The following is a 16,613-nucleotide window of genomic DNA, read 5'->3' on the forward strand; positions in this document are numbered from 1 at the left end:
GGGAGCGGCACAGCAAAACCGGGCAAAACTCGCGCCGGCTGCACGCAACGTCTATTTTCAAGATGAAATTGTGCGCGATTTACACGTTTTATGTAATGGGGGCACTAGAAATTGCGGCAACCGGCGTGAAGCAGCGGGCGCGCCGGCCGCGCTTGACGCGCATCAACGGGCGCGTCGGCACGTGGGGCAGACTGTTCGGCAGACCACCCGGCACCGGGCCGGGTGGCGATAACGGGCCGCCGTCGCGCGACGCGCGATGCGTGCCCGGTCGGAGGGACGGACCATGTACAAGCGGATTTTCGTCGGGCTCGACGGCAGCCCGAGCGCGCGTCTCGCGCTGAACGAGGCGATCCGGATCGCGGCGGCGTCCGGCGGCGAAGTGACCTGCGCGTATGTCGTCGAGCACCGGCCGCAGCTCGTCGACGTCGATGCGGGCTTCGCTGCCGCGCGCGACGGCGATGCGGCCGCGACCGATGCCGTGACGCCGGTGCTCGACGATGCGAAGGCAGTGCTCGCGCAGCAGCATGTATCGGGCACCGTGCGCGCGCTCGACGCGTACGGCGAGGATGTCGCCACCGTGCTGATGCGCACGGCGGCCGAAGCCGATGCCGACCTGATCGTGATGGGCACGAGCGGGCGGCATGGCCTGCGCCGGCTGCTGCTCGGCAGCGTCGCCGAATCGCTGCTGCGCGCGGCCGACCGGCCCGTGCTGCTGGTGCGGCACAGCGAGCCCGGCACCTCGGCGGCTGCGTGACGCACGCGGCGATGCACCGACGTTGACGCACGGGCGGTCGCGGGGGGGCGGCCGTCTCGCGTATTCGTCGGATGACGGCGTGATGAAACGGAAACGCCCGCCGCACGGCGTGTGAGCGCGGCTGTCGCTGCTCATCGGGCGCGCGAGGGCGGCACACCCGATGTCCCCCACGCGCGCAATCGCGTGCCGGCGGTTGCATCCCGACACGCAGTTCTGGCAGCATCGACCGGTGTCCGCTTGTTCGCCGCGCGCATGGCCGCGGCGATCGACGCAGCAGCATCCGGCGCTATGCGACCGCGTTCGCGATGAGCGAAGCGAGGCCGTGCGCCGGGTGCCCGGTTCCTTACTTCACCGACGTCATCCGCCATGCCGATCTCCGCTACCGACCTGATTCGCCAGTTCGACCTGCAGCCGCATCCCGAAGGCGGCTATTTCCGCGAAACCTACCGTGCGGCCGATTCGGTCGTGCGTCCGGCCGACGGCGCGCCACGCGCCGCGTCGACCGCGATCTACTACCTGTTGTGCGACGGCGCGTATTCGTCGTGGCACCGGATCCGTTCCGACGAAGTCTGGCATTTCTACGCGGGCGACCCGATCGAAGTGTGGGTGCTCGACGAGCGCGACGGGCTGACGATCCACCGCCTCGGCAACCCGCTCACGCATCCGGGCACCGTGTTCCAGGCGGTCGTGCGGGCCGGGAGCTGGTTCGGCGCGCGCTGCGCGTTGCCGGAGCATGTCGCGCTCGTCGGCTGCACGGTGGCGCCGGGCTTCGAGTTCGCGGAATTCGAACTGGCCGACGCGGCCGCGCTGGCCGCCGCGTTTCCCGACTACGCGGAACACGTCGGGCAGCTTGCCCAGCGCACGGACATGTGACTGTCACGGAAGGGCGCGAAGCCCGTGCCGATGGTGCGTGTTCCGCGCGGTCGCGGCCAAACCCGTTTAGAATGCCGTGATGCATCGGGTCGGCCGCGGGCGTGCCGCGGCGGCCGTTGCCCAGCGGTGCCGACGGCCCTCGTCGCACGGCTGCATGCCTTCCAGGAGCGCCGCCGTGTGGCACTTTCCCATCGCTATTCCATCGTCGCTCGGCCCGTGGGCCGTGTTCGCGAGCGTGTTGATCACGCAGCTCGGCGTGCCGGTGCCGGCCGTGCCGATGCTGATTCTCGGCGGCACGATGGCGGCAATGGGGCAGGCGTCCTGGGTCAGCATGTTCGCGGCGGCGATCGGCGCGACGATGCTGGCCGATTCGCTGTGGTTCTTCATGGGCCGCACCCGCGGCCGGCGCCTGCTGAACGGCCTCGTGCGCTTCTCGCTGTCGCTCGACACGACGCTGCGTTTCGCACGTAACGTATTCGAAAGATACGGCGCGCCGCTGCTGGTGCTGTCCAAATTCCTGCCGGGCCTCGGCCTCGTGTCCGCGCCGCTGCTCGGCACGACCGCGATCGGCGTCGGCGTGTTCCTGTTCTGGGACCTGGCCGGCGCATCGCTGTGGGCCGCGTTCTGGCTAGTCGGCGGCGCGGCCATTCACGACCAGATCGTCCAGTTCGTGCTGTGGGTGCGCGCGAGCGGCGGCACGATCCTCGATGCATTCCTCGCGATCTTCATCACGTTCCTGCTGTACCGCTGGGTGCGTCGCGTGCAGTTCCGCCGCTATCTCGCGCAGGTGCGCATCTCGCCGCCGCAGCTCGTCGAAATGATGACGTCGGACGAGCCGCCGCTGATCTTCGACGCGCGGCCGAAAGCGATCCGCGAGCGCGAACCGTACCGGATCGCCGGCGCGGTGCCGGTCGACCTCGATTCGCCGGACCTGCTCGATCCTGAAATGCTGAAGCGGCCGATCGTCGTGTATTGCGTATGCCCGAACGAGGCCACCGCGAAGCGCCTGATCGCGAAGATGCAGCGCAAAAAGATGATCCACAACATCCGTGCGCTGAAGGGCGGCCTCGATGCATGGGAGAAGCACGGCTATCCGGTCGAGCCGATGCCGGCCGATCTCGATGCGTCGCGGTATTTCGTGCGGCCGGATCACGGTGCGATCGAAGGCGAATATACGGTGCGCGCGACGCTGTCGAAATAAATCCGAGCGCGGGAGTCGCGCGCATTCGAATTCCACTACCGGTTTCACGCCCCGCGATTTTCCCGAAAATCGACTGGCGTGAAACTGCTGATCCTCCCTATAATCCCGCCTGCATATTGCGTGCGCCTGATCGCGCACCTTCGACGCGTGTTCGTTCGCGCCGAAAGCGATTGATCCCGTCGCCGTCCGTCACGCGCACAGCCGCGTCGAACGGGCCGCGCGGGCGTATTCCGTGAACGGCCCGATCCGTTTTCCGGATTGTTCCGGAACATACGGATAATCCGCGGCGATTCCCATCGGATTGACGCAATATCCGTGTCGTTTCTAATTCAGAAAACGCCAGCGGAGATTATTTCGTTTTCGGCATGCCGGGATCGGCATGAACGGTCGCGCATTGACATCGACAATGACGGCGGCTCGTTCACGGCTGCCAGGAGACGGACTTGAAACAACCAGAAGACCAGTTGCATAGAGGATTGGAAGAGCGGCACATCAACCTGATGGCGCTCGGCGCGACGATCGGCGTCGGCCTGTTCCTCGGCTCGGCCAGCGCGATCCGCGTCGCCGGCCCGGCCATCCTGCTGACCTACCTGCTGGGCGGCATCGCGATTTTCCTGATCATGCGCGCGCTCGGCGAGATGGCGATCGCCAATCCCGTCGCCGGCGCGTTCAGCCGCTACGCACGCGACTACCTCGGGCCGCTCGCCGGCTATCTGACCGGCTGGACCTACTGGTTCGTGTGGATCGTCACCTGCATGGCGGAAATCACGGCGGTCGGCGTCTACATGCACATGTGGTTCCCCGCCGTGCCGAACTGGATCTGGGCGCTCGCGGCGCTCATGGCGATGGGCTCGGTGAACTTCATCGCGGTCAAGCTGTACGGGGAATTCGAGTTCTGGTTCGCGCTGATCAAGATCGTCACGATCGTGCTGATGATCATCGGCGGCGGGTTGATGATCGCGTTCGGCATCGGCAACGGCGGTGTCGCGATCGGCCTGTCGAACCTGTGGGCGCACGGCGGTTTCATGCCGAACGGCATCAACGGCGTGGTCGCCGCGTTGCCGATCGTGATGTTCGCGTATCTCGGCGTCGAGATGCTCGGCCTCACCGCCGGCGAGGCGCGCAACCCGGAGAAGTCGCTGACGAAGGCCGTGAACTCGGTGTTCTGGCGCGTGCTGATTTTCTACATCGGTGCGCTGTTCGTGATCATGTCGCTGTATCCGTGGGACCAGATCGGCACCCAGGGCAGCCCGTTCGTGATGACGTTCTCGCGGCTCGGCATCCCGGCGGCGGCCGGCATCATCAACTTCGTCGTGCTGACCGCGGCGCTGTCGTCGTGCAACAGCGGCCTGTTCAGCACCGCTCGGATGCTCTACAACCTCGCGCAGCAGGGCCAGGCGCCGAGCAAGCTCGGCCAGGTCAATCGCAACGGCGTGCCGGTGTACGGCGTGATCGTGTCGGTTGCGCTGCTGCTGATCGGCGTGCTGCTCAACTATCTCGCGCCGCAGCACGTGTTCACGTGGCTCACGTCGGTGTCGACGTTCGGCGCGATCTGGACGTGGTGCGTGATCCTGATCGCGCAGATGCGCTTTCGCCGCACGCTGTCGGCCGACAAGATCGCGCGCCTGCCGATCCGCGTGCCGTTCTATCCGCTCGGTTCGTTCGTCGCGCTCGGCTTTCTCGTGCTGGTCGTCGTGCTGATGGCGTTCACGCCCGACACGCGCGTCGCGCTCGTGATCGGGCCCGTATGGATCGTGCTGCTCGGCGTCACCTATGCGCTGTTCTACGCGAACCGTCGGGCGGCATCGGTGCCGACCAAGTCGTAAGCAGCAGGGGCAGGGGCCCGCGCGACCTTGATCGCGATCATGCACGCGCGGGCCGGACGACCTATGCTGAACGAATCGATTGTCCGCGTTTCGCGTGGCAACCCGCCGATCCCCGTGACCGCCGCGACCGCGGCGGTGGCCTGGCCGCCGTGCGCCGCTTCCGCGCGAAGCTCCCGTCGTCGTTCCGCGACGACGCGCACGCACGGAGGCCTTCGCCATGCAGCCTGCCCAGCCCAGCCCGACGCCTGCGCGGATCGCGCTGGCCGTCGATCCGACGCCCGAATCGCTGTCCGCCGCGCGCTATGCGCGCACGCTGCTGCACCCCGGCATGCGATTGCGGATCGTCTGCGCCATCGACAACCCGCGCCTCGTGTTGCCCGACATCCCGCGCATCGACGCACTGCTGACGTCCGCGCGCGAGGACATGATGCGCGAGGCGCACGCCATCAACGAACGGATCGCGGCAATGTTCGCCGGCAGCGGTGTCGAGGTCGAGCAGGCCATCATCGATACGTCGGTGACGGGCGGCTCGGTGGCCGATGCGTTGGTGGGCGATACGTCGGCATGGCGCGCGGACGTGCTGATGGTCGGCGCGAATCCGCATCACGGGCTGCTGCGGCTCGTCGAAGGCGCGATGTCGGACACGTTGACGACCCGCGTGCGCTGCGCGCTGCTGATCGTGCCGGCCGCCTACGTGCGGCCGTCGGACGGCGGCCTGCAGCGGCTGATGTTCGCGGTCGACGGCAGCGAGCCGTCGCTGCACGCGGTGCGCGTCGGGCTCGGCTTCGCGACGCCGACGACGTTGCTCTACGCGGCGTACGTGATCGATCGCGCGGTTCGTCTGACGGATATCGTGCCGGTGCGCGCGCTCGAGGATGCCTATCGCGCGGAGGGCGAGGATGCGCTCGCGAAGATCGGTCCGCTGTTCCATGCGACCGGGAACCCGAGCAAGCGCGGTGTCGTCGAAACCCGCCCGACCAGCGACGACGTGGCTCATGCGCTGATGCGCGACGCCGTGCACTGGCGTGCCGAACTGCTGGTGGTCGGCACGCATGGCAGGCGCGGCATCGCCGCCTGGCTGATCGGCAGCGTGGCGCGCCGCATTGCGCATCTCGCCCAGGTGCCGGTGCTGCTCGTGCGCGGTACCGAATAAAGCGCGCGGTGTCGCGATCGAAGCAGGCTTGGCTTGACCTGCATCAGAAACGGCGCGCCTCGCGCGTGAGACATTGTCGGAACAACCGGCAACACGGCCGGTCTGTCGTGCATGTACCGCGCAGCCACGCTGCAACACGCGTGTTGATGGCCGCGATCGACGGTGCATTCACAGCCGTGACATCAATTTCCGGAGCCGCGACGTGCGATGCACGGCGCGTCATCCGACAGAGAACTCTCTGGCACGAGGGTAGGCAGCCACGGTTGCCTTGGAGGACGGACGGGGTGGAAGTCACCCCGTCCGCTTTCCGCGTTCGTGTTGTAGTTGGCCCCGTCTGAATTGCCTTCCCCGCAGGAATCGTCGTCATGGCGGCCGTGTCGAACGGCGCGTCATGACGCGTGATGGCGCGCGGTGGCGCCGATGCGGATCGGTGAGGATCGCGCCAGGTGCGCCGCTCGCTGTAGTACAGGCGCGGCGTGCGGCAGGCGCTGCCGACGTCGTGAGATGTTCAGCCGTTGCACGGCCCCCGTGCCGTGCAACGGCACGCCTGCATGCTCAGGTGAAGCGAAGCATCGACCGCAGGTCGTGCCGTCGGCCGGGAGCGCGGCGCACCCGCGGACGCTGATGCCCGACATGCAGCGGCGCGCACGCGCTGCACGTGCGGTTGCGCAGGCGGTTCGCGTGCGGCCAGCCGGGGCGCGCCTTGCGACGTGGCTCGGCATCGGCCGGCGCGTCGGGTGCGGCCCGCGCGCAGAGTGCCGCGGCGAACCGTTGCAACGCGAGCACCGAGCCCGCGACGCTCTGGTACTTTTCGCGGCCGATCTGCCCGTCGAGCGTGACGAGCAATCCGGCCTCGCGTGCCAGCGCAAGCAAGGTGTCGATATTGTCGGACGGAAGGTTGCCCGCCGACACGGCCTGGGCGGGCAGGGCGCGCGCTTTGCCCGACGCGCGCCGCTGGCCGTCCCGGCCCGGTAAGTTGCGATGTGCCATGGTTGGTCTCCTGCGCCAGGCCCCGCATGCCGGCTCGACGGCCGGCTGAGCGATGACCCGTATGAACGTTTCGTCCATGTCACCAGTATCGTGTCGCGCCCGTGCGCTGCCAAGCAGCGCGCGCTGAAGTCGCTGTCAGGTAATGCGCGGCGCCTATAGGAATCCGCTGACACGCCGGCGTGTTCGTTCGGACGAATGGGGCGCGCGCGGAGGGGATCGCTTGACGCATGATTTCGGCCGGTCTAACTTGGCCAGTGCATCGGCGTCGGGCGGCGTTCCATCGTCGGCCTGTGTCAGTCGGTGCCGCGCCCCGGGGTGGCGTGGCAGGGCTTCCAGTCTCGTTCGCGGGCAGTTTGCGCCGCGAATCTTGCGCGGCCGGTTCGGGGACGGATCGGCACGGCGGCACGCAACGTGCCGTTGATCGCGCACAAACATGCGCCGGTGCATCGCACGCCGCGCCGCCGTTCAGTCTTTAAGCTTCCGGTACCTTCTTCTTTTCGTTCCTCGACCGTCAGGAGTCCGTCGATGTCCAAGGACAGTTTGCTCGATTCACTCAAGGAAGCCGCCAAACAGCGCGCAATCGGTTCGGATCAGTTGCGTGCGATGCTCGACGACGAAGTGCGCGCGCTGTCGTCCGACGCGCGGGTGCACGACTACATCCACGTATTCGCGATCCGGCACCTGCGCGAACGGATGCGCCGGCAGGACGATCTCCACGACGACACGCGTGCCGATGCGCCCGCGGACGCCGATCCGCGTCCGAGCCATCGCCTGTGACGGGCGAGCGCCGCGGCTGATGCCGCGGACGTGACATGATCCGTGGCCGGGGGCAGGGCCCGGGCCGGATCCTGATCGACATTCATGAGTCGGTCGGCAGCAAACCGGGCCCGTTCCAACGCGCTTCTTGATCGCCGTGCCCGGGATCGACGATGCCGTCGTCGCGTCCGCGGGCGGTGGGCGCACGGCGCCGCGCAGCACGGTCATCCTGACGATTCGCTGACAACCGGTCTTGCGTTTTGTCATACGTTTCACTGAATTGTCACAGCGGCCTCAAGTAAGTGGCGCGATTGCCGTTTACCCGGTGAATTCGTCCACCGGGCGTTCGCGCTCCCTTACCGAGTCGTTGCCATGCTCTCGTCCATCCGCGCCCGCATCCTTGCCGCGTGCGTCGCCATCGTCGTATTCGCGCTGGTCGCCACCACGCTCATCAACTATTTCATCGCGCGCTCGTACAACGACGACGCGATCGACCGCAACCTGACCTCCGTCGCCAGCGGCCACGTGGTCGGGATCGCCGACTGGGTCGCCACCCGGAGCCGGATGATCGCGTCGCTGCAGGATGCCGCGCTGACGACCGACCCGCTGCCGGTGTTCAAGCAGATGGCCACGGCCGGCGGTTTCACGAACGTCTACGCGGGCTACGCCGACAAGGCGTTCCACTTCTCCGACCCGACCGGCATTCCGCCCGACTACGATCCGACCGGCCGCCCGTGGTACAAGCAGGCCGCGCAGGCCGGCAAGCCGGTTGTCACGCCGCCGTACGTCGACGCCGGCACGGGCAACCTCGTCGTCACGTTCGCGGTGCCGATCCTGCGCGACGGCGCGGTGAAGGGCGTCGTCGCGGCGGACGTCTCGATGGACACCGTGATCGCGAACGTGAAGACGATCCACCCGACGCCCGCGAGCTTCGGGATGTTGATCGACAGCAACGGCCACGTGGTTGCCCACCCGGACCCGAAGCTCACGTTGAAGCCGGTCGCCGACGTGTCGCCCGAACTCGGCGCGACGAACGGCGCGACGATCGCGGCCGCGGCCGCGCCCGTCGAGGTGACGGTCGGCGGCGACGCGAAGCTGGTGCGCGCGCGCCCCGTGCCGGGCACGGACTGGTACGCGCTGGTGCTGCTCGACAAGAACGAAGCGACGGCCGGGATGCGCTCGCTGCTGACCGCGTCGCTGATCACGCTGCTCGTGATCGTCGGCGTGGCGTCGCTGATCATCGGCGCGATCACCGCGACCGCATTCCGTCGCCTGTCGCAAGTGCGCCAGGCCATGGCCGCGATCGGCTCGGGCGCCGGCGACCTGACGCAGCGCCTGCCGGCCGACGGACGTGACGAAGTGGCCGACATCGCCCGCTCGTTCAACAGCTTCGTCGACAAGCTGAACGACGTGATGCGCCAGATCCGCGACGCGAGCGAATCGGTGCGCACGGCCGCGAACGAGATCGCGGCGGGCAACCAGGACCTGTCGTCGCGCACCGAATCGGCGGCGGCGAGCCTCGAGGAAACGGCTGCGTCGATGGAAGAGATCACCGCGACGGTGGGTCAATCGGCCGCCGCCGCCGGCCAGGCCGACGAACGTGCGGCGGCCGCGTCGCGGATCGCGTCGCACGGCGGCGTGGTCGTGTCGGACGTCGTCGCGACGATGGAGAAGATCGAGGAAGCCTCGGGCCGCATCGGCGACATCATCGGCGTGATCGACGGGATCGCGTTCCAGACCAACATCCTTGCGCTGAACGCGGCCGTCGAAGCGGCGCGCGCGGGCGAGCAGGGCCGTGGCTTCGCGGTCGTCGCGCAGGAAGTGCGCAGCCTCGCGCAACGCAGCGCGCAGGCCGCGCGCGAAGTGAAGGTGCTGGTCGAATCGACGGTCGCGAGCGTGTCGGCCGGGTCCGGGCAGGTGCGTCAGGCGGGCGACACGATGCGCGAGATCGTGTCCAACGTGTCGAACGTGACGACGATCATCTCCGAGATCACGCACGCGGCGAACGAGCAGACGCGCGGCATCCAGGAAGTGAATCGCGCGGTCACGCAACTCGACGAAATGGTGCAGCAGAACGCGGCGCTCGTCGAACAGTCGACCGCCGCCGCGACCGCGTTGCAGTCGCAGGCGAACGCGCTGGCGACCACGGTCGGGCGGTTCAAGGTCGCTTGACGCGGCGCGTGGGAAAGACGGCCGCGCCGCTCAGGAGTGGCCGTTGTCGCGCATCAGCGCGAGCCGGTTGTAGAGCGTTTTCAGGCTGATCCCGAGCGCTTTCGCGGCGCGCGGCTTGTTGCCGTCGAAGTGGCGCAAAGTTGCCGCGATGAAGCGCTGCTGCGCATGGTGCAAGGTCGCGCCGAGCGGCAGCGCCATCGTGTTCTCCGACAGGCGCTCGGGCGGCATCGCCGGCTTCGGCAGCGTGACGTCGATGCCTTCGTCCGCCAGGATGTACGCGCGCTCGATCGTGTTGTGCAGCTCGCGGACGTTGCCGGGCCACGAATACGCGCGCAGCGCGGCGATCGCCGCGTCGGTCAGCCGCTTGTGCGCATGGTGCCGCGCGTTGAGCGCGTCGACGAATTCCAGTGCGATCGTCTCGATGTCGCTGTCGCGCTGGCGCAGCGGCGGCACGTACAGCGCAAACGCGGCGAGACGGTAGAACAGGTCCTCGCGCAGCCGGCCGTCGCGCACGGCTTCGGCCGGGTTGTGGCGCGTGGCCGACACGATGCGCACGTCGAGCGGAATCGGCTCGGTGCCGCCCACCCGGACGATCACGTTCGATTCGATCGCCCGCAACAACTTCACCTGCAATGGCGCGGGCATTTCCGCGATCTCGTCCAGCAGCAGCGTGCCGCCGCGCGCGGCTTCGAAGAAACCTTCGCGCTGCGCGATTGCACCCGTGAAGCTGCCTTTCTCGTGCCCGAACAATTGCGATTCCGCGATATCGGGCGGAATCGCGCCGCAGTTCACGGGGACGAACGGGCCGTCGCACCGGGCACTGAGGTCGTGCAGCCGGCGCGCGACGATATCCTTGCCGACCCCGCTTTCGCCGGCAATCATCACGCTGGCGCGGGTCGGGGCGATCTTCTCGATGCGGCCGAGCAGCGTGCGCATCGCGGTGGACTCGCCGGACAACCGGCGGCCGTCCGCACGTTGCTTCGACCGGTTTGCGGTTTCTCCCATTGGCATGGATCGGCATGGGTGGGGCCGTTTTGAAAATCGGCACCACGCGCTCCGTTGATTGCAATATTTTCATCGACAGCGAAACGACCACGAAGGTGCCGCAAAATAGAAATTTCCAATGTGCGCGGCGGGGACGGAAGAGACAGGCCATCGATTCCTGACGCGCATCGCGGCATTTCTGTGCCATCCAGGGTCGTATCGGTGCTTTTTTACAGAATTTTGATGAAAAAACCGGTCGTGACCATCGTGCGTTGATGCGACGCGCGACACCGGCTGGCGCTCAACCTGATACGGCACGCCCGACAGCCAGGGAGTCAGGCAGGCAGCCTTCCGCGATCCGCGCCGGGCATGCAGCTTGCGAATCCCGTCAGGCTCGCCCGGCACGCTCGACGGCAGGCCGGATGGTCGACCCCCGGCATGACGCCGTGCGACCGGAGCCGGCGCGAGGCAAGGATGCAATGAGGACCCTGACACGTGAGCTGTTACGGCAGGGTGCATGGATCGTGCTGGCCGTCGGGCTGGCGTCCGCGCTGCAGGCGTGGGCGGTTCGCGTCGTCGGCGAGCACGCGCCATTTGCGCCGCTGCCCTTTTATGCAGGCGTTGCGGCTGCCGCATGGCTGACGTCGTTCGGCGGCGGGCTGGTCGCGGCCGCGTTGAGCGTGGCCGTGATCGGCACGCTGTGGTGGCGTGATGCGCCGCTGGCCGAGCTGCTCACGCAAGCCGGCGCATTCGTCGCGATCAGCTTGGTCGAGTGCGTGCTCGTGATGGCCGTGAAGCCGCTGCTCGCGAACGATCGTCTGCGCGAACCCGATGACGACGGCGACGCCGGTGCCCGCGAGCCGCATCGCGAGCGGGCGCCGGCCGCACGCGTGCCGGTACCCGACGACCGCCTGCTGCGCCGTGTGGTCGACGCTTCGCCCGACGCGATCGTCGGGGTCGATGCCGCACGCCGGATCACGAGCTGGAATCCGGCCGCGCGCCGGATCTTCGGCATCGACGCGGCGCAGGCCGCCGGGCGCGACGTCGCCGCGATGATCGCGCCGCGCTGGTTGCGGCGCCATCCGTTGCCCGCGTCGTTCGCGAACCTGCACGCGCCGGTCGGTCCGCTCGACGTGCTGTGCGTGCGACGCGACGGCGGCCGTTTTCGGGCGACCTTCGCCGCCTCGCCGATGGTCGATGCGCAGGGCAACTGCACGGGCCTGTCGATGACGCTGCGCGATGCGCACGAACGGCGCCGCGGCGAGCGGCGCAACCTGCGCTCGCTGCGCGGCGCGCGCGACGCACGCGCCCAGGCGGACACGTCGAACCGGCTGAAGGACGAACTGCTGGCCACGGTGTCACACGAACTGCGCACGCCGCTGAACGTGATCTACGGCTGGGTCGAGGTGCTGCGCAACGTCGACGGCCAGGGGCTCGCGCAACAGGCCGTCGACGCGATCGATCGCAGCGCGCGGTCGCTGTCGCACATGGTGGCCGACCTGCTCGATGCATCGTCGCTCGCGACCGGCCGGTTGCGCCTCGAGCGCGTGCCGGTCGATCTCGTGCGGATCGTGCGCGATGCCACGCGTGAACTCGACGCGACGGCCCAGGCGAGCGGGCTCGAGCTGTCGACCCACTACGCGATGCCGACCTGCGTGATTCCGGCGGACCGCGAGCGCGTGCGCCAGCTCCTGTCGAACCTGCTGTCGAATGCGATCAAGTTCACGCCGCCGGGCGGGCGCATCGCCGTGTCGCTGGCCCGGGCAGGCGAGCGCGTGCGGCTGTCGGTCGCCGATACGGGGCAGGGCATTGCGCCGGAATACCTGCCGCACCTGTTCGAGACGTTCAGCCGGCCCGAACGCGCATTCGCGTCGCCGGAGCGCGGCCTCGGGCTCGGCCTGTCGATCGTGCGCCACATCGCGCAACTGCACGGCGGCGATGTCGTGGCGACGAGCGCCGGCCCCGGGCGCGGGACGACCGTCACGGTCACGCTGCCGGCTGGCTGGGACATCGACGATCCGGCCGACAACCTGCTGCACGCGGCGGACACGCCGGACCCGGTGACGCTCGACGGCCAGCGCGTGCTCGTCGTCGACGACGACGCGACATCGCGCGCGAGCCTTGCCGCGGCCCTCGAAACGATGGGCGCGCAGGTGTCGACCGCGCAGTCGGGGCACGACGCGCTCGACGCGGTGGAACGGCAGGCGCCGAACGTCGTGCTGTCGGATCTCGCGATGCCGGACGGTGACGGCTTCTGGCTGCTCGACCGTATCCGTCATTTGCCGGGCAGCAGCGGGCATCTGCCCGTCGTCGCGGTCACGGCCCACGCCGGCAACGCCGACCGGCACCGCGTGATGGCGGCCGGGTTCGACGCGTATCTGCGCAAGCCGGTGGACATGCCGACGCTGGCGAGCGTGATCGCCGATGTCGCGCCGGACGCCGCGCACGATCGGAAAGGGCGCGGCCAGTAGCAGCCGGCGTGGCGGCTCGCCGGGTCATGACGAAGGGAGGCGGCGCGACGGACGCAACGGCAACCCGCGCGGCCGGGCCGCCCTGTCGCGCCACACGGAGGTCCGGATGAAAACGAATCGACTTCATCGGCCAGCGGTGATCGTGCTGGCCGCGACCGTCGGCGCCTCGATCGCCGTACTCGCCCATGCGCAGGCGTTACCCGCTTCGTCGGCCCAGGTCGCGCCCGGCGTCATCCGCCCCGGCACGACGCCCGACGAGGCCGGCATGACCCAGCGGCCGACCGGTATCGATGTCGAATTCATCGACAAGGCCGGCATGATCGGCAAGGTGGCGCGGCAGGCCGGCCAGCTCGCGCTCGACCGCTCGTCGAACCCCAACGTGAAGGCGTTCGCCCGCCGGATGGTCGACGATCACGGACGGCTCGCCGGCGAATTGCGGGAGCTTGGCGCGACCAAGGGCGTACCGGTCCAGTCGCGGATGCTCGTCGATCCGGCCGTGACCGCGTTGCGAACCAAGGAAGGGCATGCGTTCGATACGGCCTATGTCGCGCTGGCGGGCCCGCGCGCGCATGAAGAAGCGATCAGGCTCTACGAAACAGAGGCGCGGAACGGCCGCGATCCGCAGCTTCGCGCGTTCGCGGCCCACGCGTTGCCGACGCTGAAGGCGCACCTGGCCGCCGCCCGGCAACTCGCGCAGACGGTGGCGGCCGCACACTGAGCGCCGATTGCGCTACCGCTTGCCGCCGTCAGGGCTTTCAGGGGCGTCGGGGCCGCCCGGCGACGCCTCATGCGGCGGAGCATCCAGCGCCGTTTCACCTTCCTCGATCAGCCAGTACGGCGAACTGCCATAGTACGCATGCAGCGCCTCGGCCCATTCCGGATCGGCCATGGCGGGCCAGCGCTTCCGGTCGAAGCCGGGGGCTTCGCGCACGCGTTCGGTGGCGACGGGCAACACGAAGCAGCGGCGCTCGACGTCGAGCACGAGCACGTTCCACGGCACCGCGAGCAGCTTGTCGCCGCTCCCGGGCGGGTTGCCCGCCGACACGACCGCATACGCGATCCGGCCGGAGCGCACGTCGAGCATGATGTCGGCGACCTGGCCGATGTCGTCGCCGTCCATCGTCAGCACGCGATCGCCTTCGAGCGTGCGGGCGGCCATCACGTCGGGCCCCGGCCCGCCGCCGGCCGTGCGGCGGTTGCCGCCGACGATGCGCGTGTCGTCACGCGACGGTCTGTCCGTTGTCATCGAACACCTCCTGGTCGAAGCGGCACCCGGGCGCCGGTCAGCGCCGGCGCGGCAGTGACACGTCCTCGAGCGTATTGGCCAGCTCGTCGCGCTCGGGGCCGCCGGCGCGCGTCGCGATGTCGCCGAGCGACACGATGCCGACCAGCCGCCGGTTGCGGTCGAGCACCGGCATCCGATGCAACTGCACGTCGGCCATCCGCTGCTGGACGTCGCCGACACCGTCGTCCTCGACGCACCACTGCACGGGTTGGGACGCGACCGCCTGCACGGGCGTATCGGACGAATGGCCGTGCGACAGTCCGCGCACCGCGAGGTCGCGGTCGGTCACGATCGCGACGAGTTCGGCGCCGTCGCAAACGGGCAGCACGCCGATATCGAAGCGCTGCATCAGTTCGGCCGCGTGGCGAATCGTGTCGGTCGGCGCGACGCACACCACGTCGCGCGACATGATCTCGGTGACGCGATACATGAACGTCTCCTTCGTGAGCAAGACTATCGGGGAGCAGATGGCGTGCCGCGCACGGGCCGCACACGCCGGGCCTGGGGCCAGCGCAAGCCCGCCACTAGCGTGAACGGGCCGCGCCGGCCAGGCGACGGAGAAATTTGCCAGCCCGCTTGTACATCTTCCACGGCGACAGCCGCGAGCGGGCGGGGCAGGACCTCAGTGGCCGATGCCCGTCATCGCGACGATCGCGAGCACCACCGCGCTTTCGATCGCCGCCAGCGCGGCAACGCCGGCGGCGCCGCTGATTTCATGCCATCTACGTTCAAGGCGTTTCATCAGATCAACTCCAGATTGCTCCGGCACGCGGCTGCGCCGCCGCGCAGCGCGGGCCGGTTGCCGCCGTCAGCCGTGATCGCGGGGCGGTGAAGGGACGTCCGGCGAGCGGCGTTCGTGCTTGCCGGATGGCTTGGCAGGATCGATACGGGTCGCGCCGCCCACGGCGGGCGGGTCGCTGGCCGGAAACGTCTCCTCGAGGCCCTCGTCGATGCGTTCCTCCGTCTTGTCTTTGGACGGCGGACGCGACGTGGCGAGCCAGAGCAGTCCGGCAGCCGGTGACACGGCGTCGTGGCGGCCGGGGGCGTGAACGGTCATGGTCGAACCTCCTTGGTCATGGATAGAGGCGCAAGCGCCATGCCTGCGCGGGCCGTCGGCACGACGGTTGCGCGTTGGCGAAACCGCACGCTGCGCAGTCACGCGCGCCGTCGGCGTGGTTGAGAGGACATCGTGATGAATGCATCCAGGGAAAGAATACGTTACGACGCGAACGTATGCGGCGGCGATTTCGCCCACCTGCGCGAGCGTTTCGACACGTGGAAGCGCGAGTCGCGGGTCTATCGGCCCGAGCGGCGCATGCTCGACGGCAAGGACGAGGTGCGCGAACTGAACGACACCGTCTACGACGGCCCCGAGCGCGCGCAGCGGGCGCTCGTCGCGGAATGCACGCCGTCCGACCGGTTCGCGCTCGCGGCCCGGCTGACCGCAGAAGGCCGCACGATGTGGCTGGTGATGGCGGCCTACGACGACTGAGCGCACGACAGCGTCCGACCGGAGCGGGCAACCGGGCGCGCGGGAGCGGGCACGCCGCTTGCGCGCGATGCCGGCGCCATCGAGATGCGCGCGCCGTCGCGCAGGAGAGACATGAAGACGCCATCCATGCTGCACCGCCCCGAGCCGACGACGCCCGATGTCGACCCGGACCCGCCGCCGCCCGGGCACGACGATCCCGTCGATCCGCCCGTGCCAGACGGGCTGCCGCAGGGCGACCCGCCGTCGCACCCGCCACCGATCCGGATGCCGGGAGGCGGTGCATCACAACCGTCCGCGCGAACACTCAAAAAAGGAGGACCCTCATGGACATTCACGTGCAATCGCCAGACAAGCGCGCGATCGCTCAGGTGCTGGGCCGCTACTTCGAATCGCGCTCGTTGCGCTATCACATCGAGGAATTGCCGGGCGGCGTGCTGCAGATCGGCTTTCGCGCCAGCGGCCGCCCGGTCGCCGTCACCGTGTCGTTCGACGATGCCGCGTACGACACCTACACGCACTGGGATGCGAGCCAGAAGCAGCTCGCGCTCGGTCGGCTCGCCGACGGCTTCTCGCGGATGATGTCGACGCGCAGCCCGGCCGCGCTGGCCGGCGACTATCACGTCGAGCGATTCTGATTCCACTCCGCTTCACCGGAC

General features: G+C 68.8%; 16 protein-coding genes and 1 pseudogene. 11 read left to right on the forward strand and 6 right to left on the reverse strand.

Annotated features, from left to right (window positions below; translation table 11 throughout):
* The first annotated feature begins 283 nt into the window (after positions 1-283).
* The 5 genes from QZM35_RS05825 (at position 284) to QZM35_RS05845 (ending at position 5,807) form a co-directional block, all read left to right on the forward strand.
* On the forward strand, positions 284-754 hold the full coding sequence (locus QZM35_RS05825; protein WP_089427519.1) for a universal stress protein: 471 nt from the start codon (positions 284-286) through the stop codon (positions 752-754).
* A 366-nt stretch (positions 755-1,120) separates the two neighbouring features.
* Positions 1,121-1,627, forward strand: a complete 507-nt coding sequence (locus QZM35_RS05830) for a cupin domain-containing protein (RefSeq protein WP_089474834.1) — start codon at positions 1,121-1,123, stop codon at positions 1,625-1,627.
* A 175-nt stretch (positions 1,628-1,802) separates the two neighbouring features.
* Positions 1,803-2,828, forward strand: coding sequence for a DedA family protein/thiosulfate sulfurtransferase GlpE (locus QZM35_RS05835; RefSeq protein WP_041493311.1), 1,026 nt, complete (start codon positions 1,803-1,805; stop codon positions 2,826-2,828).
* A gap of 443 nt (positions 2,829-3,271) precedes the next feature.
* Positions 3,272-4,654: an amino acid permease gene (locus QZM35_RS05840; protein WP_301775566.1), complete on the forward strand. Its 1,383-nt coding sequence runs from the start codon at positions 3,272-3,274 to the stop codon at positions 4,652-4,654.
* Positions 4,655-4,871: 217 nt separating this feature from the next.
* Positions 4,872-5,807, forward strand: a complete 936-nt coding sequence (locus tag QZM35_RS05845; RefSeq protein ID WP_301775567.1) for a universal stress protein — start codon at positions 4,872-4,874, stop codon at positions 5,805-5,807.
* A gap of 555 nt (positions 5,808-6,362) precedes the next feature.
* On the opposite strand, the gene QZM35_RS05850 is transcribed toward QZM35_RS05845, so the two are convergent.
* Both QZM35_RS05850 and QZM35_RS05855 read right to left on the reverse strand, forming a co-directional pair.
* Complete coding sequence (locus QZM35_RS05850) at positions 6,363-6,797, reverse strand: hypothetical protein (protein ID WP_089427515.1); 435 nt, start codon at positions 6,795-6,797, stop codon at positions 6,363-6,365.
* Between the two features lie 293 nt (positions 6,798-7,090).
* Positions 7,091-7,330: a hypothetical protein gene (locus QZM35_RS05855; protein ID WP_143329881.1), complete on the reverse strand. Its 240-nt coding sequence runs from the start codon at positions 7,328-7,330 to the stop codon at positions 7,091-7,093.
* Between QZM35_RS05855 and QZM35_RS05860 the strand changes: the two genes are divergently transcribed.
* Positions 7,323-7,574, forward strand: coding sequence for a DUF3562 domain-containing protein (locus QZM35_RS05860; RefSeq protein WP_089427514.1), 252 nt, complete (start codon positions 7,323-7,325; stop codon positions 7,572-7,574). The two genes, QZM35_RS05855 and QZM35_RS05860, sit on opposite strands and share 8 nt — an antisense overlap.
* Positions 7,575-7,925: 351 nt before the next feature.
* Positions 7,926-9,725: a methyl-accepting chemotaxis protein gene (locus QZM35_RS05865; protein ID WP_089427513.1), complete on the forward strand. Its 1,800-nt coding sequence runs from the start codon at positions 7,926-7,928 to the stop codon at positions 9,723-9,725.
* A 30-nt stretch (positions 9,726-9,755) separates the two neighbouring features.
* Here QZM35_RS05865 and QZM35_RS05870 read toward each other — a convergent pair.
* Positions 9,756-10,803, reverse strand: a pseudogene (locus QZM35_RS05870) (sigma-54 interaction domain-containing protein).
* 385 nt (positions 10,804-11,188) lie between these two features.
* On the opposite strand from QZM35_RS05870, the gene QZM35_RS05875 reads away from it, so the two are divergent.
* Together QZM35_RS05875 and QZM35_RS05880 are read left to right on the forward strand one after the other, a co-directional pair.
* Positions 11,189-13,180 (forward strand): ATP-binding protein, encoded by a 1,992-nt coding sequence (locus QZM35_RS05875; RefSeq protein ID WP_301775568.1) that lies wholly within the window; start codon positions 11,189-11,191, stop codon positions 13,178-13,180.
* Between the two features lie 106 nt (positions 13,181-13,286).
* A complete protein-coding gene (locus QZM35_RS05880; RefSeq protein ID WP_089429100.1) occupies positions 13,287-13,898 on the forward strand; it encodes a DUF4142 domain-containing protein in 612 nt (203 codons plus the stop codon).
* A gap of 12 nt (positions 13,899-13,910) precedes the next feature.
* Here the strand turns inward: QZM35_RS05880 and QZM35_RS05885 are convergent, their stop codons facing one another.
* The 3 genes from QZM35_RS05885 to QZM35_RS05895 form a co-directional block, all read right to left on the reverse strand.
* Entirely contained in the window at positions 13,911-14,426 is a 516-nt protein-coding gene (locus QZM35_RS05885) for a PRC-barrel domain-containing protein (RefSeq protein WP_089427510.1), read from the reverse strand.
* A 37-nt stretch (positions 14,427-14,463) separates the two neighbouring features.
* Positions 14,464-14,895, reverse strand: coding sequence for a CBS domain-containing protein (locus QZM35_RS05890; protein WP_089429099.1), 432 nt, complete (start codon positions 14,893-14,895; stop codon positions 14,464-14,466).
* Positions 14,896-15,273: 378 nt separating this feature from the next.
* Complete coding sequence (locus tag QZM35_RS05895; protein ID WP_089427509.1) at positions 15,274-15,522, reverse strand: hypothetical protein; 249 nt, start codon at positions 15,520-15,522, stop codon at positions 15,274-15,276.
* A 135-nt stretch (positions 15,523-15,657) separates the two neighbouring features.
* Here QZM35_RS05895 and QZM35_RS05900 point away from each other — a divergent pair, with 135 nt between their 5' ends.
* Positions 15,658-15,957, forward strand: a complete 300-nt coding sequence (locus tag QZM35_RS05900; protein WP_301775569.1) for a hypothetical protein — start codon at positions 15,658-15,660, stop codon at positions 15,955-15,957.
* 323 nt (positions 15,958-16,280) lie between these two features.
* A complete protein-coding gene (locus QZM35_RS05905) occupies positions 16,281-16,592 on the forward strand; it encodes a hypothetical protein (RefSeq protein WP_041492268.1) in 312 nt (103 codons plus the stop codon).
* Positions 16,593-16,613 lie beyond the last annotated feature (21 nt).

The organism is Burkholderia sp. AU45274 (assembly GCF_030482505.1).
Classification (GTDB): Bacteria; Pseudomonadota; Gammaproteobacteria; order Burkholderiales; family Burkholderiaceae; genus Burkholderia.